This is a genomic window from Vibrio porteresiae DSM 19223, assembly GCF_024347055.1.
Taxonomy (GTDB): domain Bacteria; phylum Pseudomonadota; class Gammaproteobacteria; order Enterobacterales; family Vibrionaceae; genus Vibrio; species Vibrio porteresiae.
The window spans coordinates 298491-318353 of the sequence record NZ_AP024896.1; the positions used below are offsets into that span (position 1 = coordinate 298491).

Annotated in this window: 17 protein-coding genes; 7 read left to right on the forward strand and 10 right to left on the reverse strand. The window is 46.3% G+C overall.

Annotated features, from left to right (window positions below; translation table 11 throughout):
• Positions 1-19: 19 nt before the first annotated feature.
• The 4 genes from OCV11_RS17965 to OCV11_RS17980 form a co-directional block, all read right to left on the reverse strand.
• Positions 20-1297, reverse strand: coding sequence for a c-type cytochrome (locus OCV11_RS17965; RefSeq protein WP_261897398.1), 1278 nt, complete (start codon positions 1295-1297; stop codon positions 20-22).
• Between the two features lie 4 nt (positions 1298-1301).
• Positions 1302-3071 (reverse strand): GMC family oxidoreductase, encoded by a 1770-nt coding sequence (locus tag OCV11_RS17970; protein WP_261897399.1) that lies wholly within the window; start codon positions 3069-3071, stop codon positions 1302-1304.
• Between the two features lie 27 nt (positions 3072-3098).
• Complete coding sequence (locus OCV11_RS17975; RefSeq protein ID WP_261897400.1) at positions 3099-3827, reverse strand: gluconate 2-dehydrogenase subunit 3 family protein; 729 nt, start codon at positions 3825-3827, stop codon at positions 3099-3101.
• A 450-nt stretch (positions 3828-4277) separates the two neighbouring features.
• Positions 4278-4886 (reverse strand): AraC family transcriptional regulator, encoded by a 609-nt coding sequence (locus tag OCV11_RS17980; RefSeq protein ID WP_261897401.1) that lies wholly within the window; start codon positions 4884-4886, stop codon positions 4278-4280.
• A gap of 167 nt (positions 4887-5053) precedes the next feature.
• On the opposite strand from OCV11_RS17980, the gene OCV11_RS17985 reads away from it, so the two are divergent.
• Positions 5054-6175 (forward strand): 1-acyl-sn-glycerol-3-phosphate acyltransferase, encoded by a 1122-nt coding sequence (locus tag OCV11_RS17985; RefSeq protein ID WP_261897402.1) that lies wholly within the window; start codon positions 5054-5056, stop codon positions 6173-6175.
• A 55-nt stretch (positions 6176-6230) separates the two neighbouring features.
• Here the strand turns inward: OCV11_RS17985 and OCV11_RS17990 are convergent, their stop codons facing one another.
• The gene (locus tag OCV11_RS17990) at positions 6231-6830 is read right to left on the reverse strand and encodes a leucine-rich repeat domain-containing protein (RefSeq protein WP_261897403.1); all 600 of its coding nucleotides are present in this window, start codon (positions 6828-6830) and stop codon (positions 6231-6233) included.
• Positions 6831-7056: 226 nt separating this feature from the next.
• On the reverse strand, positions 7057-7359 hold the full coding sequence (locus OCV11_RS17995; RefSeq protein WP_261897404.1) for a YfcZ/YiiS family protein: 303 nt from the start codon (positions 7357-7359) through the stop codon (positions 7057-7059).
• A gap of 482 nt (positions 7360-7841) precedes the next feature.
• On the opposite strand from OCV11_RS17995, the gene OCV11_RS18000 reads away from it, so the two are divergent.
• Positions 7842-8306 (forward strand): TetR family transcriptional regulator, encoded by a 465-nt coding sequence (locus OCV11_RS18000; protein ID WP_261897405.1) that lies wholly within the window; start codon positions 7842-7844, stop codon positions 8304-8306.
• A 93-nt stretch (positions 8307-8399) separates the two neighbouring features.
• Here OCV11_RS18000 and OCV11_RS18005 read toward each other — a convergent pair whose 3' ends face one another.
• The 3 genes from OCV11_RS18005 to OCV11_RS18015 are packed head-to-tail and all read right to left on the reverse strand — an operon-like array spanning position 8400 to position 11058.
• Positions 8400-9176 carry a heme ABC transporter ATP-binding protein gene (locus OCV11_RS18005; protein WP_261897406.1) on the reverse strand — a complete coding sequence of 259 codons (777 nt, stop codon included), beginning with the start codon at positions 9174-9176 and terminating at the stop codon, positions 8400-8402.
• Positions 9173-10174: a FecCD family ABC transporter permease gene (locus OCV11_RS18010; RefSeq protein ID WP_261897952.1), complete on the reverse strand. Its 1002-nt coding sequence runs from the start codon at positions 10172-10174 to the stop codon at positions 9173-9175. The genes OCV11_RS18005 and OCV11_RS18010 overlap by 4 nt, the downstream gene beginning before the upstream one ends.
• Positions 10175-10206: 32 nt before the next feature.
• A complete protein-coding gene (locus OCV11_RS18015) occupies positions 10207-11058 on the reverse strand; it encodes a heme/hemin ABC transporter substrate-binding protein (RefSeq protein ID WP_261897407.1) in 852 nt (283 codons plus the stop codon).
• A gap of 202 nt (positions 11059-11260) precedes the next feature.
• On the opposite strand from OCV11_RS18015, the gene hutW reads away from it, so the two are divergent.
• The 4 genes from hutW to OCV11_RS18035 all read left to right on the forward strand — a co-directional run bounded on the left by hutW (position 11261) and on the right by OCV11_RS18035 (position 15601).
• Complete coding sequence (hutW, locus tag OCV11_RS18020) at positions 11261-12622, forward strand: heme anaerobic degradation radical SAM methyltransferase ChuW/HutW (RefSeq protein WP_261897408.1); 1362 nt, start codon at positions 11261-11263, stop codon at positions 12620-12622.
• 18 nt (positions 12623-12640) lie between these two features.
• Positions 12641-13156 (forward strand): heme utilization cystosolic carrier protein HutX, encoded by a 516-nt coding sequence (gene hutX, locus OCV11_RS18025; protein WP_261897409.1) that lies wholly within the window; start codon positions 12641-12643, stop codon positions 13154-13156.
• A 3-nt stretch (positions 13157-13159) separates the two neighbouring features.
• Complete coding sequence (gene hutZ / locus OCV11_RS18030; RefSeq protein WP_261897410.1) at positions 13160-13693, forward strand: heme utilization protein HutZ; 534 nt, start codon at positions 13160-13162, stop codon at positions 13691-13693.
• Positions 13694-13975: 282 nt separating this feature from the next.
• Positions 13976-15601, forward strand: coding sequence for a methyl-accepting chemotaxis protein (locus tag OCV11_RS18035; protein WP_261897411.1), 1626 nt, complete (start codon positions 13976-13978; stop codon positions 15599-15601).
• A gap of 85 nt (positions 15602-15686) precedes the next feature.
• Here OCV11_RS18035 and OCV11_RS18040 read toward each other — a convergent pair whose 3' ends face one another.
• A complete protein-coding gene (locus OCV11_RS18040; protein ID WP_261897412.1) occupies positions 15687-17723 on the reverse strand; it encodes a methyl-accepting chemotaxis protein in 2037 nt (678 codons plus the stop codon).
• A gap of 556 nt (positions 17724-18279) precedes the next feature.
• On the opposite strand from OCV11_RS18040, the gene garD reads away from it, so the two are divergent.
• Complete coding sequence (gene garD / locus OCV11_RS18045; protein WP_261897413.1) at positions 18280-19830, forward strand: galactarate dehydratase; 1551 nt, start codon at positions 18280-18282, stop codon at positions 19828-19830.
• Positions 19831-19863: the final 33 nt, after the last annotated feature.

A 19863-nucleotide genomic window follows, 5' to 3' on the forward strand; every position in this document is an offset into this window, starting at 1 on the left:
GCTTGGTGGGTGTTGCGTTTTACTCTTGAGTTAGGGTACTACGTACTTCCGTTACGTCAGAAGCAGACACTTTCGGCGCTTTGTTACCCCATGCTGAGCGAAGGAAGGTAGCGAGTTCTGCTACTTCTTTATCATTCAGACGAGCCGCAAAACCTGGCATCAGCAATTCTGAAGGCGCTTTGGCTGTTGAAGGCAACTGGGCACCTTGCAAAATCACATGAATGAGCGCTGCTGGATTTTGTGCATTGATGATGGTAGCGCCATCCAGTTGAGGGAAGGCTTTAGGTGCGCCTTTACCATCAACAAAGTGGCAAGCACCACAGTTATCAACATAGAGACGTTCACCCAGTGTGAGATCTTTAGCTGCAGTCAATTTCTCTGTGGTGGAAGACGCTTTGGCATCAGATGCTTTCGCTGCTTCTTTCTTATCACCACCCAAGAACTTGAGGTACACCGCAATCGCCGCCACGTCATCATCAGTGAGGTGCGAAGTACTGTTGTACACGACCGAAGTCATCTCACCTGCAACGCCTGCTTTGTCATTACGACCAGTTTGCAAGTAGTCGATGATCTCTTGTTCACTCCAGTGGTCAATGCCACGTAGCGGCGGCACTGCCCATTCGTTCAGTTCACTGCCGGAGAGGAACAGTTTATCGGTGTGGTCATAGGCTTTTTCCTGCATACCAATACCGCGCGGGGTATGACAGCTGCCACAGTGACCTAAACCTTCTACTAAGTACGCACCACGGTTGACTTGAGCTGAAGCCCCTTTGATCGGAGTAAAGCCGGTGTCATTGCCAAACACCCAGTTCCAGAACATCATGCCCCAGCGTTGGTTAAACGGAAAACTCAAATCCGTTGCTGGTGGTTGCTCTGAACTCGCGGGTACGCCTTTCATAAAATAGGTGTACAGAGCGTGGATATCTTCATCCGTCACTTTTGCATAATCAGGGTAAGGCATTGCTGGGTAAAGGTGACTGCCATCGGCACGAATACCTTTACGGACTGCATCAGCAAATTGCTGTTCAGTGTAGTTGCCGATACCCACTTGCTTATCGGGAGTGATATTGGTGGAGTAAATCGTTCCCAAGCCTGAATTGATGGCTAAGCCGCCAGTATATTCAGGTTTTCCTGCAACAGAATGGCATGCCATACAGTCGCCCATGCGGGAGAGATATTCCCCTTGTTTTATCAGCTGTGCTTCATTGTCTGATGCGGTTGCCGCCAGTGCACTTCCTGCCACAGGAAACAGCAGCATATTTGCCCATAAGAGGCGTTTTAATGTACGTTGTTTCATGATGTTAAGCCTGTACCAGTGGACCGGGATTATGAATGTAATGATCTTTAATTGCCTGCGCAGCCATCAAGGTGATCGCCCCAATCGTATTGGTTGGGTTGGCCTGGAAGTTCTGCGGGAATGCGTTACCACCAGGTACAAAGACATTATGTACATCCCAACTTTGCAGATATTTATTGAGTGCAGAGGTTTTTGGGTTATCACCCATTACGGCACCACCCACGTTATGGGTTGAAACGTACTTAGTCACATCGAAATTTGCGTCCATTGGCAAGTAGCTATCTGAACGATGATCCGGTTTCATCTCATCGGCAATACCACCGACGAGTTTCTTCAGATACTGCTGAAGTTTTAGCTCGTTTGGCTGCCAGTTAAAGGTCATGCGCAGTAATGGCAAGCCATACTTGTCGGTGTAGTTTGGATCCAAGTCAAGATACATATCACGATACGACATACACGTTGTTGTGATACTCAACTTCATTGAGTGGCCGTACCACTCTTCCATCCCTTCTTTCCATGCCATGCCCCATTTTGGCGTGCCTGGAGGTAGGGCAGTACCGATAGGAGTACCAGTTGCTTGAGAGCTGTGTATTTTGGCGCCACCGATAAAACCAAGCTTAGGGCCATCAAAGTTGCCTGGAGAGATATCGTTGAACATCTGGCCAGTTGCACCAGCCGTAGCAAATGGATTGAAGTTCTTATCTTTGAAGAACATGGTTGTGCCGCCGTTACTTAGGAACGCATAGTTGCGTCCCACCACACCCTCTTCGGTGATCGGGTTGTAAGGTTTACCGATACCAGAGAGCAGCATCAGGCGCACGTTGTACAATTGGAAACCACTCAACACCACGATTTTGGCTGGTTGGAAGCATTGGTTGCCATTTTCGTCGACATAGAGCACGCCTTTGGCGGTTTTCTTGTCATCATGCAATACCACTTTGATAACTTCCGCATTCACTTCATAAGAGAAGTTTTCCATGCGGTTTAATGCATCCATCACCGCACTTTGTGGTGATGCTTTGGAGTAGTTCAAACATGGATACTTACTGCAGTAACCGCAATAGTTACATGGTGCAATTTGGTTGCCGTAAGGGTTAGTCCAGCTCTTTGAGGCGATCGCTGCAGGGTTAGGGAATGGGTGATAGCCCATTTTCTTGGCCGTTTCTGCGAACATGGAGCAGTTGAGTGTATCTTCTAACGCAGGAAGCGGATAAGGTTCTGAACGCGGACCTTCAAATGGGTCACCGCCTTCAAGAATTTCGCCACGCAGGTTCCCGGTATTACCAGATAAACCACAGATTTTTTCGAATTTGGTAAAGTAAGGCTCAATTTCATCCCACGTAAATGGGAAGTCCATAATGCGCATATTCTCGGCCAAAATCCCCGGAGCATATGCTTCATCCGCGTAGGTTTTGAGTTTGATATCGGTTGGGGTCGGGCGAAGCAATACTGCAGTCCAGTGCAAACCAGAACCGCCGACGCCGCCGCCAGGGACAAAGAAGCCCCATTTACGAGTGGGCACAGCCACTTCTTTCATGTTGTAACGAAACGTCACCGCTGAATCCGCAGGAGTCGTCATGACCTTATTACGAATCGCATAAGCATATTGATCCGCAGGTTTTGGATAAGCCATCTCTTTATAAGAACGATCTGGACCTTTTTCCAAAGCACGTACCGTTAATCCCGCCATCGCCAGTTCAATGCTCATCAAAGAGCCAGCCCAACCTAGGCCGCAGACAACGACATCAACTTCTTTTTTCTCAATTACTGACATAGTAAAAACCTTTTTGTCGCAACGCGGTTAAGCGCGTTCGCCCAGAATACTGACTGGCCCTAGTGGGTAAGGGATGTTGTGTTGTTTTACCCATTCGGTAAAGCTGGCTCGAGCACCAGGGAAACCTAAGGCAATCCAAGCTTTCATGCCTTTATTGCCGCCGTACATAGGGTCGGCTAAGTAACCATGTTGTGTGTCATCAAGAAGTTGACTGAAAAACTGCGAGGCTTTGAGGGCTTTCTCATCAAAAGCGGCAAAGTCGATTTCATTTTTTTGCAACTGGGTCAACACCGCTTGTTTTTGTTCAGCACTGAGCTCGGCAAACGGCTTACCCATCTGCTGAACACACCATTTGTCGGTTAAGGCAATGCCTGTTTGATAGATCTGCTGCGGGTAGAACGGAATTTGGTAGCCCTTGGTCGCCGGTAAATCGACGTGAAATGGGCCTTGCATATAAATCTCTTTACCAAATTCACTGTCGACTAACTGCTGATCAATGAAAACCGGAACATTGGTCTCTAATGCGCCAGGCGCCTTTCCTTGACCGCCAGCAGGGATCAACTGATCCGTCGCTGCGAGTATGAAAAGCCACTCTTTGGCATTAAAAAAAGAAGGTTTGTAATCGTCAAGATTTGGGGCGGCAAGCTCTGTTGCTTCGGCAGCCGATAAGCCATTGAGTATCCATTGACTCATTGGCAAAGCGACCACTGAGGCCATCAGAAATTTACGCCTAGTGATATTTCGTTGAAACGCCATGATTTAATCCATTGCTGTCCAGTGTTATTTGAATAATAAAAAGCGTTGTGGGCTTTTTTTGTTTGGGAAAAACAGACTTCCCTTTGTCAATATTGGCATGATGAGTCAACGACCGCGTGAGGAACCGGTTGCAAGCGCATTCCCACTGTTGAACAGAGATCAATGCTATTGCTAGAAAGAATAGTTAGCGCGTCGAAGATTTGCCAATGTTATTGGAATGTTTGAAAAGGGATTTATAAGTTAACGTTCTTAACAATATAACGCTATTTTATAACGGATGTAAAATATTGTTTCAAAAGGAACTATATATAAAACCAAGTTTTATCATTGGGTTATAAATAATTAACACAGCAATATGCAATTGGTTTAATTGTGGCAGAAGGTATGTAGGGAATGAAAAAGGCCACGATAACATCGTGGCCTTTTTTGCGTATTGGGGAGCAATCTCACTTATAGCGTGGTTTCGGAAATTAAGGTCATCCATTGCGTAAACTGTATTTCGTCACCGTTAAAGAGATCCGCGATGATGTCAGTGCGTTTAGCTCCAGATTGATGACGCTTGATCGCTTCTCTCACGGTCAGCACCATATGCATCTCTTTTGCAAGACGATGAGACTTTTGTGGCTGCCAATCGGAAATTTGGTGACTTAACTCACTGATTGCTAATTGTGGGCGAAGTTCAATAGCCTCTATTTTTAACAATTGTGTAAGATGCGTGAAAGCGGGCATGTCACGAGACGTATTTTTTAAACGTTTGATGATCGCTAAGCTAAGATCATTAGGTTGAATGTAACCTGCCTGATGAGGAAACGCTTCTTGGAGTCGAACGGAAAAATCGACGCGAGTTAGCGTCGTATTTGGGAAAAAGGTTAGAGCGTTTAGGCATTCGAGCGGAATCCAAAAAGATTGACCTGCCTCGACCGCATATTCAACTTTACCCAAACGACAAAGCATAAGTCCTTGTTCTACATGGATTAGACTGTGCTTGGTCGCTCGTTTACGAGATGTCGTTTCTAGTGAAGAGAAATGGCAAAAGTCAGACGAAATCGCGTAGTTCATAGGGTACCTCATGGAATTAAGGGCGCTAAGATTACCGTTTCTAATGTCAAAAGCCAACTTGAACTGTTAGAGTTGATTTTCTATTCTGGTCAGACCTGTGAATTTATGGGCTTATGATAGCTGCGAGTAATGATGAGTACGCGTAGAATAAGCCAGCTTTTTATTTGATGTACAAAACAATGACAACGACAACAAACGATCCTTATGCTGAGATTCGTCCGTACCATGACGATGAAATTCCTGCTGCGATTAGCAGGCTAATTAACGATGAAGAGTTTATCTCTGCAATATTACATCATCGTTTTGAGCGCCAACCTAGTTGGATAAAATCTTTAATGAGCCCATTCGTTAAAGCGTATTTGAAGTTTAAATGGGCAAAACTGACTTCTGTGGATGCAATCCAAATGGAAGTGAAAAAGTACATGGATCTGAGTTTAGAGCACACAACCAAGGGTGTGACCTATTCTGGGCTGGATAAACTAGACAAAAACACTGCTTATCTATTTATCTCAAACCACCGCGATATCGCGATGGATCCCGCTTTAGTTAACTATGGTCTATACACTCATGGTCACCGTACTGTGCGTATTGCCATTGGTGATAACTTGCTGCGTAAGCCTTGTGCGACCGAGTTAATGAAATTGAACAAAAGCTTCATTGTGAAACGTTCGGCGAAAGGTCCGCGTGAAATGATGAAAGCCTTGGGTACACTTTCTGGATACATCAAACACTCACTGGAAACGGGTAATTCCATTTGGATTGCACAGAAAGAAGGGCGTGCAAAAGATGGTAATGACTTTACTGATCCAGCGATTTTGAAGATGTTTCATGTCGAAGGTCGTAAGCAGAAAGTGGAATTTGCCGATTACATGCGTTTGCTGAAAATTGTGCCAGTTTCTATCTCTTACGAGAACGACCCATGTGATATCGCAAAAGCTCGCGAACTTTATGAAAAAGCAACGAAAGGCGCTTATGAAAAAGGTGAGTTTGAAGATATCGAAAGCATTATCCAAGGCATTATTGGTGATAAAGGTCGTGTGCATGTGGCGTTTGGCGAAGTGATTGAGCAAGGCTTTGAAACTCCAGAAGCGTTGGCACAAGAAATTGATCGCCAGATTCATGAGCATTACAAGCTTTACCCAATTAACTTGTTGGCTGCTGGTGAAACTCACGATGACATTACGCCTGAAGTGAAAGCCACATTAGCGAACAAATTGGCTAAGCTGCCGAAGGATGCACATAAATTCTTACTCGATAGCTACGCTAACCCAGTTCGCAATCAGCGTTAATCCGCGGTCAGTGAATCACGAAAAAGGAGAGACTTGGTTTCTCCTTTTTTCGTTTCTATGGCGCAACAGCCCCACCCAATTGTAGGTTAGTTGGCCACTGGCTAATGCGATTCCCACCCAGATAGATATTGCCTTTCACTGTTAGGTTGGCTGGAAAGGTGGTGATTTTAGATCCGCCAATATAGAGGTTCCCCTCCACCATTAAACCGTCCGGTAACTCAGTCAGTGGAGTGCGAATGACGCTCAAATCCCCTTTGACGCGCAGCCTTGGTGGCAACTTGGCTAAGGGAGTATCGGTAAAATTAAGATAGCCGCCCACTTTAATGCCTCTTGGCCAATTGGTAATTTTGCTACCAAGTAAATTGGCGTAACCGCGAATCGTGACGGTTTTAGGGATTTTGGCGAGTGCGCTGTTTGAGGCGTCTAAGCTACCTAACACATGAATCCCGTCGGCAAGTGCTTTGATCGGCGTATTAGCGATATTCAAATTGCCTTTCACTTCTAACCCAGATGGCAGGGCAGTATAAGGCTTATTACGCAAATCCAAATTGCCGTAGTTATCGAGGTAATTAAGAATGTGATACTGGTCGAGCGGGACAGCATAGGCGGATATTGCTCCACACATCATGAATATCATCAATAGGTTACGTAACATATGTGCCAGTCTTAACTCAGTTAGGTCTGTTATTGATAGTAACAGAAAATAAGTGAAAGGCAGAAGAGTACTTAGAAGAGCAGTTCAATGACGTGGATGATAAAAATAGGCGTTAAAAAAGCGAGCCTAAGCTCGCCTACGATAAGTTCTCGTTTCGAATGGTTGTTGAGCAACTCATATTCTCCATTCGAAGCGGATTTGATATGACGCAAAAGCGTAAGCAAACTTATTTTGCGAGTGAACGAGAACGAAGTTCGAAAATGATTTTTTCTGCGCTAACTTCGAATTTGAAACGAGCGTGAAGCTCTTTCGCATCATCAGCGAGTGGAGAAATTTCATGTTCAACGTTTTTATTCACTTGTTGAGCTAGAGCGACATATTTATCAAATTCGCTGAGGAGTAAGGCTTTGCTTTCACCAAAGATTGACACTTCTGCAACTTCATCACCTTCACCGATGACGTAGCCCATTTGTCCAGCGCAACCGCAGGCTTCACATACTTCATTTTCTACGCAGCTTTCGTTACTCATCTCGTTATCCTCTTATAAAAAACAGGGGTATTTTACCGCTCCTAGGAAAAGATGCCAAATTAAACCCGAAGCTATTTATTAAGTTTTACCGTCATTCATCGGGTAAATAAAAGCTTCCAATACGCGTCTGGTTTCTTATAATGTGATTTCTATCAATGTATCAGTAACGAGACGACCGATATATTGGCACGTATTATTTGTGTAACATACTGCTTGCGTAACTCCAACGTACTCATAAATCAATCTAATGGATGAATTTTGCATAGGCGCTGAAAACGTTGACCATAAGTTCGGCTAAAGAACATTTTATTCAAATACATTTATTGACATATTTGTAACGGAATTCTTCTAAATTCGATTTTTATGTGTAACTGAGCGCATATTTCACCTATCCTTGTTGACGAGAAATATTCATGAGAGTTAAGTAATTGTCGTTATGTTTTTTCGGTAATTTTTAGAGATAGTTAAGTAGAGCCCATAAGATGCCAAAGCGTAGTAAAGAAGATACTGAAGTCACGATCCAGAAGATCATGGATGCCGTAGTGGATCAATTAATTCGGCTAGGTTATGACAAGATGTCGTATACCACTTTGAGTCAGCAAACCGGGGTTTCACGCACAGGTATTAGCCACCATTTCCCGAAAAAAACGGATTTTGCGTCAGCATTGGATAACCGTATCTTTAAGATGCTGGTCACTCACTTAGAGTTTGATAATGGCATTGATGCGTTTACAGAAAGCTGGCGTTTGGCACTGAAAAACTCAGAGTTTGTGGCGATTTTGCGCTTACTTTTTCATCACATTGTGACAGCAGAACGCGCCACGGAGTTTTCTCATCATGCTTTAGAGCGTTTGTATAAATTAACTAAGCAGAATTTCGGCGAAGGATGCGATAAGCAAATTGAACAGCTCATTGGTAAATCGCTGGTTGTGATGAGTAATGCATAATTGTCGATTATCGTGCGGCGCACTCGCATAGACGCGATAGGAGAGGCAAGACAAGGGCTTACGTTTGATAGCGTAAGCCCTTTTTAATGATGCTTAACGAGGAAGCACCACCGGATATCCCATCGTGGGGTGTGAGATGATTTGGGTATGGTAGCCGTAGAGTGTTTCGATATGTTCAGGGGTTAATACATCCCAAGGGCTGCCATGTTGAAAGATCTCTCCGTGTGCGAGTGTTAATAAGCGATCACCGTATTGGGCGGCCAAATTCAGATCGTGCAGTACCACAACAACACAATAATTTTGTTCGTGTGCCAAACGGCGTGCTAAACGTAAAGTTTGGTGTTGATGTTCAGGGTCGAGAGCTGAGGTTGGTTCATCGAGGAGTAAGATTGCCTGCTGCTCAGCTTGATGCAGTTGCAGTAGCACGCGAGCCATATGAATGCGCTGCTTTTCCCCACCGGATAGTGTCGGATAAAGACGCGAACGTAGATGCTGGGTGTGCGTCAATTCACTGTAATGTTGCGCATGATAGCGACATTCACGCCGAGTCATCGTTAGTGGTGTTGAGCCCAGTTCAATCACCTCTTGCGCGGTAAACGGAAAATTGAGTGTGCTGTGCTGCGGTAACAACGCCATATGCTGGGCAAGCTCATGAGCAGACCACTCTTTTTTGCCCAAATAGCCTATCTCCCCAGTCGCATGTTGCTCTCCCGCGAGGCATTTTAGGAGCGTACTTTTCCCCGCACCATTAGGACCTAATAAAACGGTGAGTTCACCACCAAACAGCTCAAACGAAATGTTATTAAGTAATGACCTGCCTGCTAATGAATAGCTGAGATTGCGAACGGAAAGAGCATTAACCGCGTTCAAAAGGTACTTCCTTTTTGTTGGATCAAAAGATAGAGAAAGAAGGGCGCGCCGACCAACGCCGTGATAATGCCAATCGGCAACTCTGCGGGAGCAACAGCGACCCGAGCAACCATATCGGCAACCGTGAGTAATAGCGCTCCAAGGCAGGTAGATACCGGAATGAGGTTGCGATGATCTGGGCCAACCAACATCCGACCTAAGTGCGGTACGACTAATCCTACAAAGCCAATAAGCCCTGCTGCACTCACTGTCACACCCACACCGATCGCGCTGAGTAAAATCAGCTCTCTTTTGAGTGGTTGTACTGCAATTCCTAGGTATTTTGCTTCGGTTTCCCCAAGCAGCAGTGCATTAAGCGCGCGAGCTCGCCAGATAAAAAAGCCCAGCAGCACGACCAAAACGACGGCGCAGAGTGCGATGTTATGCCAAGTTGCACCAGCAAGAGATCCCATCGACCATAACGTAAGGTCGCGTAGCATTTGATCATCGGCGGCATAATTGAGATACCCAATTGCCGCGCCACTGAGTGCACTGACCGCAATCCCGGCAAGCAACATAATGGTGACCGACGTACCGTGTCGCGCTGTACCAAGACGATAGACAATAACCGTCGTTAATGCGCCGCCGACAAATGCGCACAACGGCAGTAAAGTCGACATAAGCCATGTTGGAATAAAAGCACTACTGCCAAACAGAACGATGGCACAAGCGGCTCCCAATGAAGCGCCTGACGACACACCAATAATTCCCGGTTCAGCCAGTGGGTTACGAAATAGCCCCTGCATCACCGTACCACACAGCGCCAAAATGGCTCCGACCAGCACACACAAAAGAGTGCGGGGTAGTCGGATGGTATGAATCACTAAATCGACCGGCTGATTGGTGTTGGCCGATGGAAACAGCAGCGCATTTAAGCTGGTGGTAAAGGTGATATCCATGGGGCCAACGGTAATCGATGAGACCATTAGCACCACCAGTAACGCCACCATGCTTAGCATAATCAGTGGTAAAGGAGCAGAACGCAGCACGACTAATTTGCCTCTGGGTAAAGTTGTTTTTGCAGTGCGACCGCTTGTTTCAGGCTGTTTAGGCCCAGACCGCCGACCAGCGCGTGACCATCAATGGTATAGATCTGTTTATTGATGCCGGCAGGGGTGACCGCTAAGGTTGGCAGAGCTTGTAAAATGGCATCCACTCCCCCCATTTGTGCGAAACTGCGTCCACTGACTAACACCACATCAGGTTGCATGTCGATCAAAGCTTCTTTCGATAGCGGTTTATAGGATTGAACCGAATGGGCCGCAGGGTTAGTCCCTCCCGCTAACGAGATGATGGCATCCGGTACAGTGTCACTTCCTGCAACATTGGCCGCACGACCTTCATGGATTAGAACAAACAACACTCTCTTTTGCTGCTTGGGGGTATTAGCGCGGAGCTTATTCAACGTTTGAGTCACTTGCTGTTTTAATTGGTCGGCTTGCTGAGGTTTATCAAGCACTTTGCCTAGTTGATCAATGCGGTCAATGAGACCTTGGGCGGTGTTATCTGTCTCTAATACGGTGACTTTAACCCCGGCTTGGCGCAGCTGATTGAGGGTGGTATCCGGCCCCATCTCGGTTGAACCGATTAGTTGGGTCGGTTTTAAGGCGAGAATCCCTTCGGCAGCAAGTTGACGATGATAGCCAACTTGTGGCAACTGAGCGGTATCGCGGCCGATACTGGTCACATCCACACCCACGAGGTCTTGCTTGTCACCTAAATCGAGGATCAGTTCAGTAACGGCACTACCCGCACTGACAATCCGTTCTTGAGCCATAAGGTTAGGAGCAAAAAGGGTGGCGCATAATGAAGCGATGAGCGCGGGTTGGAAGGTGACTTTCATAATTTTTCTCTTTAATCACATGACTTGAGGCGCCGGTCTCGACGACATACGCAAGGCGAAAACCGGACGCGATTAGTTAGATGCTGAGTATCTAGCATTATCCAAATAAGATCAATTATCAATTGCATTCTCATTTGCATCTAATTATGATCCAGTCATCTGCTTTTCATGGCAGTTTTCTGCCCTTGCCTGAGATATCGTTATGCTCGACTTAAGCCTTTTTGACCAACATGTGATTGGTCAGGACACGGAAGATCCGTTACGTTTTGCTTTTACTGCTAAGCGCGGAGCGCACGCAGCTGGTGGTGTTAGACCTGTAGCACCACCTCAGCAAGGCACGGTATGGCAACATATTACCCAAGAGAGTGGAGCATTAACGCCACCACGTCGTCGGTGTCTTTATATCCATATTCCGTTTTGTCGGGTACGTTGTACCTTCTGCAACTTTTTCCAAAACGCAGCAAGTCGTCAGCTCGTGGATCGTTACTTTGCGGCTTTAGTGCAAGAGATAAAGCTAAAAGCGGCGCTGCCTTGGACTCAGGCAAGTGAATTCCACGCCGTGTATGTCGGCGGCGGTACACCAACCGACTTAAGTGCCGATCAAATTCAGCAGTTAGGTGAGCTGATTCGTTCCCATTTCCCTTTGACTGGCGACTGCGAAATTACCTTGGAAGGGCGCATTAACCGCTTTAGTGATGAGACCTTCTATAAGGCGTTAGCGGGTGGTTTTAACCGTTTCTCCTTTGGTGTGCAAAGCTTTAATACGCAAGTGAGACGAGCGGCAAAACGCCTTGATGAACGTGAAACGGTACTGCAGCGTCTTACGGAATTGAGCTCAACCCAACTTGCCCCAATCGTGATTGATCTGCTGTACGGGTTACCTCATCAAACCTTGGCAATTTTTGAACAAGATCTCCAAGATTTTATGACCACTGGCGCACATGGTATCGATTTGTATCAGCTGATGGTGGGTGGTGATGCGCCTATGCTGAATTTGGTGGAAAAAGGGCGTTTACCGGCCCCCGCAACCACGCCAGACAAAGCCAGTATGTTTGCTTTAGGTGTGGAGTTTTTTGATAAGCACCATCTAAAAACCTTGAGTGTGAATCACTGGGCCACCGATAACCGAGAACGTAGCCAGTACAACAGCTTAGCCAAAACGTATGCGGAAGTGCTACCAATTGGTTGTGGTGCGGGCGGCAACTTAGGTGGTTATACCTTGATGCAACATCGCCAACTGGATAAATACATGGAAGCGATGGAAGCTGGGCAGACACCGATTGCCATGATGTTCAGTCAGCATCCACTTGAGCCTATGTTTGCCACGCTCAAATCTGGGTTTGATGCCGGGGTGCTGCGTCGCGCCGATTACCAGTCGCTCGATTTAGAAGATGCGTTTGATTATTTGGCTCCGCTCTTTCATCGTTGGCAAGATCTCGGGTTAGTCACCATTGAACCCAACTATATTGTGGCGACATTAGCCGGACGTTTTTGGTCTGTGACATTAGCACAGGCGTGTATTGAAGTGCTGTCTCACCAGACAGCAAAGTTGAAAATCGCATAATCCTAAAAGGGGATAACCATGCAAGTATTAAGGCAAAAAATCACCCAACTGATGGCTGATGAGCCCAACCTGCTGCCTGGAGACATGGCTAATCGCCTTGGGGTCAGTGAATTTGATATCGTGTGTGCTTTCCCACATGAAATGGCATCGGTTATGCCGGGTAAGGAAGCTCAATCCTTACTGGAAGCGATTGCTCAGTGGGGGCCGGTAACGGTGATTGTCCACTCCGGTGGCTCGATTTTTGAAGTAAAAGCGCCTTTACCACTCGGGAAGTTTGCCCGTGGTTACTACAATTTGATGGGCGAGGAAGGTCAACTTCACGGCCATTTGAAATTGGATGCAATTGCTTATATCGCTTTGTTAAGTCGCCCATTTATGGGAAAAGAGAGCCACTATTTTGGGTTCTTCTCCGAACATGGCGATTCCATTTTTAAAATCTATCTTGGTCGTGATGAGCAGCGTCGTCTGTTTCCAGAGCAAGTAGAAAAATTTATTCAATTAAAACAACAATATCAGTCATTAGATGAGGAATAGTGTATGGATCCAAAAGTAAAGCAGGAGCGCTTACAAAGCCGCTTAGAGCCGGAGATTCAAGCCTTTCGCCAAGAGCGACGCACCCTGCAATTAGCCACAGTGGATGAACAAGGGCGACCTAACGTCAGCTACGCGCCGTTTGTGCAAAATCAACATGGCTACTTTGTCCTGATTTCTCATATTGCTAAACATGCACGTAACTTGGATGTGAATCCGAATGTGTCACTGATGATGATTGAAGATGAAGCGGAAGCGGCGCAGATTTACGCGCGTAAACGTCTGACCTTCGATGCAACTGCCAAGGCAGTTGAACGTGAAACCGAGCTTTGGACACAAGTGATTGGACAGATGCAAGCACGCTTTGGCGATATCATCGACAATCTTTCTCAGCTGCAAGATTTTACCTTATATCAGTTGACCGTAACCCAAGGTTTGTACGTGAAGGGATTTGGCCAAGCGTATCAAGTCTCTGGCGACGATATGGTCGACATGGTTCATCTTGACCAAGGTCACCAACCTCTCTCCAACGCTTCTTAATTGCCTAAATAACTTAAGTCTCTCATTGCCTGAAAATGGGAGACTTATCATTTTGTAAATACTTGCCTTCCTTTAGTGGTAAAACCCACCATCCTGTCTACGCTAAAAGTAACTCTCAATAGTTTAGTCATTAGCACTGTGCACCTATGTTGCTAACGGCTGATGTTGCAGATGTGCAAAACACAAACAACGAATAACACTTTGCATTTGGCTTGGTTGTACATCTATTCGTTTTCTTCTCGGTTGAAGAAGACATTTTTCATGTATTTAAAGGACGATAACATGCTAAAAATGCTGACTATTCGAGCACAAATTGGTTTTGCCATTTTGTTGCTTACTCTCTTCTTACTGTGTGTGAGCGTACTCAACTACATGGCGGTTAAGAGCTTAGATAGCACCATTGGTCTGTTTGCTAACCGCTTGATGATCGCACAAAGCGCCGTTATTAACGCAGACCGCGATTTATACCAAGCGCTTAAAGGTCAACAAGATGCCATTATCTATAAGCAAGAGGTGTTGAGTAAGGCGCAAGCTTCTTTTGATGAAAACGAGCAGCAAGCTTATGACCGGATGCATAAGTTCTTAAAGCTGTTGGATCAATACCCAGAGATTACTGGCCAGTTCCAAGGTTTCGATAACACGTTTAATGAGTGGAAAAATGAAGCAAAGCAGATTTTTACGCTAGTGCAAAGCGGTGATGAAAGTAAGCTGAACAGTGCGTTTTCTATTTCAGAAAAGCACTTTGGATCGCTGCGCGAAGAATATAACAAAGCGGGTGAGTTACTCGAAGCGAAGGCGGCTGATATCCATGCTCAAGCCGCCAAGTTAGCTCTAGCGCGTGAACGCTGGACGATGATCATTTCCGTCCTTTCCATCGTGATTGGTTTTGTGTTGTTGTTTGTGATTCCTAATTCGATTGTGAAATCTATTGCGACCATTCGCCAAGTGGTGGATAACATAGCAAAAGGCAAAGGGGACTTAGTGAGCCGTCTACCGGTAGCCTCTAATAACGAATTGGGACAGCTCAGCCAAAGTATGAATCAGCTACTTGATCAATTGCAAAAGCTGATTAGCGGTGTACTTAGTGATGTGCAAACGCTCAATCGTGATAGCCAATCTTTGCAAACGGTGTCGGAGCAGACTCAGAAGATCAGTGAGCGTCAGCAAAATCATCTGTCGAAAGTGTTTTCGTCTTTTGAACAAATTAACCATGCAGTGCAGGAAATTTCCTCTAACGCTCAAAACACATCGGGTAGGAGTGAAGATGCCAAACGAGCCGCTTATGAAGGGCAAAAACTGATTGATTCCAACCGCCAACTCAACAGTCAGTTGGCAAGCAGTGTTACCTCTGCAGCAGAGCGCATCGCTTCGTTGGCTGCAGATACGGATAAAATCACGTCGGTATTGGATATCATTCGTGGCATTGCCGATCAAACCAACTTGTTGGCACTTAACGCGGCGATTGAAGCGGCGCGTGCAGGTGAACAAGGGCGTGGGTTTGCGGTGGTGGCTGATGAAGTGCGCACCTTGGCGCAACGCACACAAGCGTCTACTGAGGACATTCAAAGCATGGTGGGTGGTTTGATTGATGGCGTAAAAGAGACGCAACAAGCGATGTCCAGCGGGAGTGATTTAATGAATCAATCGGTTGCGATGACGGATAAAGTCAATGACGCCTTTAGGCACATTCAAGACCTTGTTGCTACCGTGCAGGATATGAACCTCCAAGTGGCGACCGCAACCGAACAACAGAGTTTGGTGGTTGGCGATGTGCACGCGAGTGTGTCCGATTTGCAAGGGCTGGTGGAAGAGTCGAGACAAGCGTCAAGTAATGTATCTGAATCTGGTAACCTTGTGACCTCGATTGCGCGTAACATGCTGTCGCGTATGAACCAGTTCAAAGTTTAACGAGTTTAGCCGACAAAAAAGCTCACCTAAATGGTGAGCTTTTTTATTACCCTAGGAGCGGGTAAAGATTTTCCATTTAACTGAATTAATGGAAGAAATCGATCTGTGACTTCAACGTGGTCGCTTGCTGGGTTAACGCTAATGCACTGTCGTTAGTTTGGGCGCTGAGTTCACGCGTTTCAGCGTTCAATTCACTGATCTGGGCAGCGCTTGATGCCACTTCTTGAGTCACTTGCGCTTGCTCTTCTGCGGTTGCGGCAATGGCATCAGATTGACACGCGATGTCACGTACTTGCCCGGCAATCGTTTCTAGTGAGCTCCCCGCTTCGTGCGCACGTTCAAGCACTCGGTTGGCATTGGTTTGGCTTTGATGCATTAACTCAACGGCATTTTTGGTTGAACCTTTGAGTTTTTCGATGATCGCCACCACATCTTTTACCGACACCTGAGTTCGATGCGCCAGAGTACGTACTTCATCGGCCACCACAGCAAAGCCGCGCCCTTGTTCCCCGGCTCGCGCTGCTTCAATCGCTGCGTTTAGTGCCAGTAAGTTAGTCTGTTCGGCGATCTCATCGATCATCTTAGTGACGGTTTGAATACTTGCGCTATCACTACTCACTTGCTCAATCGCCGAGGCAGATTGATCCAACTGTTCATTAAGTTTTGCCACATCCACACACACTTCTTCAACCATGCTTAGGCCCGATTGAGTGCTGCTGTCTGCTTCACGAACGTTCTCAGCAATACGCTCAACTTGCTGGGCGACGGCTTGAGCAGATGTTGCCATCTCTTCAATGGCTGTCGCCACTTGGTCAATTTGTGTTTGCTGCTGATCGGATTGACGTAGACTACCATTGGCATCGTTCATGACGCTTTGCGAACGATTTTGTACTTCGTCGCTTGTCTTTTGAATATCCGCGACTAAGTGGCGCAAACGACTTGCCATCCCAGCAACGTTATTGGTTAAACGCACCATTTCGTTAGCGGAATTTGCGTCACCTTGTTCAATCTCCATGCTCACTTCGCCATTACCTAAGCGTTCCATATAGCCTGCCGCTGCGGTCAGTGGTTTTAACGTACGAGCAATAAACAGTGAGATGAGTACTAAGGTGATCCCACCAACGACGACTGACGCGATGATGATCTGAGTGAGCAAGGCACGAGTCTCTTCAGTGACTTCATGAACGAAGGTTCCGCCTAATAGCTTCCAGTTCCAACCTGGTACGGTTGCGAACACTAAATATTTGTCGCCACGCACATTGTTGTAAACATACGGGAAAACAATCGTGCCATTGTCTTTGGTAAAAACCTGTTTAAATGGCGTATTGCCATTCGCATCTTGTACATCAATGATGGAGGGATCTTTCTCTGTGTATTGCGGGTGCAATAGATAGTGCCCCAAATTCTCTGCGCGGTTATCTACCACAATGGAGTAACCCGTTTTACCCCAAGTCACATTGCGCAACGCATTAAAGGTATCTTGCGCTGCTTTTTCTACCGGCACGCCCACAAATGAAATGGCGATGATATTGCCAGAGGCATCTTTTACGGGTGAGTAGTAGGTAATATAACGGATGCCAAATAGAGAAACGGCAGCGTAATATGGCTGACCTTGCATCAATTTTTGATAGCCCGGATGATCTGTTCCTAGCATGGTACCAACGGCGCGCTGTCCATCATTGCGTTTGAGTGATGTGGTCACACGCAGCCAGTCATTACCGACAGGGGCAAACAGGGTCGCCACTGCACCAGTATCATGAGTAAAACGATCAACGACGGCATAATCACCGATTACACTTTGACCATCCACCGTGATGTCGCGTAACGAATGCCCCATGAAATCCACGCTATCATGGGTGCGAGAGAGTCCATTCAAGTAACCATTTTGGAATGTTGATTCGAGAGTGCGGCTAGTCGACAGGTAAGCATCAAACTGGCTAGCGATACTTTTGGCCAGTGCTTCTACGCGAGACTGCTGTTCATTTAGCGTCGACTCTAATAATACCGATGAAGCATTGCGATACACCATGGTCGCAATAGCAGCAAAGGCGACGAATAGACAAATCGTCATGATGAGACGGAGCTGAAAACCGACACTTTTGTTTTTGTATAAAAGAATCATGTTTGTTCCTAAAGTTTGGCTCATTGGATTACTATTAGTATGCCGATGGAAACTACATGAAACCGAACGTCTCAACTTTGATTTTGATTAATATTGTTTACGTTAATTAACGTAACTCATGAGATATTCACGTCCAAACTAACTTTTTTATCTTTTATTAACTTTGTATTAGTGATTTCTATCACGTTGATATCAGCTATGTCCCATATAAATCAATGAGAAATGTGAATAGTGCATTCATAATATGTCTACATCACTTGTTTCATATGATCGGGTACAGCGAATAGGTTGAGTGAAAGTGAGATATTTGTCGTTATTTTGTTAAGCAATTTGAAAAATTTGCATTATTTAAACTAATCCTTTAGTGGTGGCTTGAACGATAAAAAACGCGCCAAGAGGCACTTTTGCATGAGCTGATTGTGATAAACATCAGAGCGATTGTGAAACTGCACAAATTGCGAGGCAAAATTAGCGGTTTTTTTGAGCGTTTCGCTGATGCGAGTGCTCAAGTGGGAGGAGTATTTTGGATCTATCCAATAACGAGAACTCTACTCCCATGAAAACAACGATACCGAGATACATCAAAGTCCATCCGGATGATAATGTGGCGATTATCGTCAATGATGGCGGATTGCCGGCGGGGACACTCTTATATGAAGGGTTAGTTCTAGCCGAAGAGATTCCTGAAGGGCATAAAGTCGCGCTCAAACCGATTGCCAATGGTGAAGCCATTGTGCGCTATGGCGAGGTGATCGGCTATGCGAATAAAGAGATACCGCAAGGAGGCTGGATTAGCCAATTTGTGGTGGATATGCCTCAAGCGCCCGCGCTCGATGACATTCCGATTGCGACACGCATTCCTGAACCCTTACCAGCCATGACCGATTACACCTTTATGGGGTATCGCAATCCTGATGGCAGCGCTGGTACTAAGAACTTATTAGGCATTACGACCAGTGTCCATTGCGTCGCTGGCGTAGTCGACTATATGGTTGACATGATCAAGCGTGAATTGCTGCCACGTTACCCTAATGTGGATGGCGTGGTCGGGCTCAACCACCTTTACGGCTGTGGTGTCGCCATTAATGCACCCGCCTCCGTTGTCCCTATCCGTACTATTCATAACTTAGCGCTTAACCCTAATTTCGGTGGGGAAGTGATGGTGATTGGTTTAGGCTGCGAAAAACTTCAACCGGAGAAATTGCTGCAAGGCACAGGACGTGAGCAACCGATCAGCTTAGAAGATGCCAGTATCATCTCTTTACAAAGCGAAGAGCATGTCGGCTTCCAATCGATGGTAACCGATATACTGCAAACCGCAGAAAAGCATCTACAAAAGCTGAATCAACGTCGTCGTGAGCCTTGCCCAGTGGCTGACCTCGTGGTTGGCATGCAATGTGGTGGTAGTGATGCTTTTTCGGGTGTCACCGCCAACCCATCAGTGGGTTATGCGACCGACTTGTTAGTGCGCTGCGGTGCTACCGTGATGTTTTCCGAGGTGACGGAAGTGCGTGATGCCGTGCATTTGCTTGGCCCGCGCTGTATTGATCAGCAAGTGGGTGACCGCTTGAAAGAAGAGATGCGCTGGTATGATGATTACCTCAGTTTGGGGCAAACTGACCGACGTGAAAACCCATCGCCAGGCAACAAAAAAGGGGGCTTAGCGAATGTGGTCGAGAAAGCGTTAGGCTCGATTGCTAAATCAGGCAGCAGCGCTATCGTTGAAGTGCTTTCTCCGGGTGAACGCCCAACGCGCAAAGGTCTGATTTTCGCGGCAACGCCTGCCAGCGACTTTGTCTGTGGTACTCAGCAGCTTTCGTCTGGGATTACCATGCAAGTGTTTACTACTGGGCGTGGTACACCTTATGGCCTAGAAGTGGTGCCTGTCATTAAAGTGGCAACACGTAACTCCTTAGCGCGACGTTGGTTTGACTTAATGGACATCAATGCTGGGACTGTCGCAACGGGTGAACATACGATTGAAGAAAAAGGATGGGAAATTTTTAATACCATCTTGGATGTTGCCAGTGGCCGCAAGTCTACTTTTTCAGACCAGTGGGGCTTACATAATGCCTTAGCTGTGTTTAACCCTGCACCAGTGACATGATGGTCATAAAAAGGTTGGGCATCACCTTTCAGT

Excerpts from the sequence above, each read along its gene's own strand:
- OCV11_RS17965 (WP_261897398.1), bottom strand. The coding sequence starts at position 1,297 with ATGAAACAACGTACATTAAAACGCCTCTTATGGGCAAATATGCTGCTG.
- OCV11_RS18040 (WP_261897412.1), bottom strand. The coding sequence starts at position 17,723 with ATGATTCTTTTATACAAAAACAAAAGTGTCGGTTTTCAGCTCCGTCTC.
- OCV11_RS17990 (WP_261897403.1), bottom strand. The coding sequence starts at position 6,830 with ATGTTACGTAACCTATTGATGATATTCATGATGTGTGGAGCAATATCC.
- OCV11_RS17970 (WP_261897399.1), bottom strand. The coding sequence starts at position 3,071 with ATGTCAGTAATTGAGAAAAAAGAAGTTGATGTCGTTGTCTGCGGCCTA.
- OCV11_RS18010 (WP_261897952.1), bottom strand. The coding sequence starts at position 10,174 with ATGCTAAGCATGGTGGCGTTACTGGTGGTGCTAATGGTCTCATCGATT.
- OCV11_RS18015 (WP_261897407.1), bottom strand. The coding sequence starts at position 11,058 with ATGAAAGTCACCTTCCAACCCGCGCTCATCGCTTCATTATGCGCCACC.
- hutZ (WP_261897410.1), top strand. The coding sequence starts at position 13,160 with ATGGATCCAAAAGTAAAGCAGGAGCGCTTACAAAGCCGCTTAGAGCCG.
- hutX (WP_261897409.1), top strand. The coding sequence starts at position 12,641 with ATGCAAGTATTAAGGCAAAAAATCACCCAACTGATGGCTGATGAGCCC.
- OCV11_RS18035 (WP_261897411.1), top strand. The coding sequence starts at position 13,976 with ATGCTAAAAATGCTGACTATTCGAGCACAAATTGGTTTTGCCATTTTG.
- OCV11_RS18000 (WP_261897405.1), top strand. The coding sequence starts at position 7,842 with ATGCCAAAGCGTAGTAAAGAAGATACTGAAGTCACGATCCAGAAGATC.
- OCV11_RS17995 (WP_261897404.1), bottom strand. The coding sequence starts at position 7,359 with ATGAGTAACGAAAGCTGCGTAGAAAATGAAGTATGTGAAGCCTGCGGT.
- OCV11_RS17980 (WP_261897401.1), bottom strand. The coding sequence starts at position 4,886 with ATGAACTACGCGATTTCGTCTGACTTTTGCCATTTCTCTTCACTAGAA.
- OCV11_RS17985 (WP_261897402.1), top strand. The coding sequence starts at position 5,054 with ATGTACAAAACAATGACAACGACAACAAACGATCCTTATGCTGAGATT.
- OCV11_RS17975 (WP_261897400.1), bottom strand. The coding sequence starts at position 3,827 with ATGGCGTTTCAACGAAATATCACTAGGCGTAAATTTCTGATGGCCTCA.
- hutW (WP_261897408.1), top strand. The coding sequence starts at position 11,261 with ATGCTCGACTTAAGCCTTTTTGACCAACATGTGATTGGTCAGGACACG.
- garD (WP_261897413.1), top strand. The coding sequence starts at position 18,280 with ATGAAAACAACGATACCGAGATACATCAAAGTCCATCCGGATGATAAT.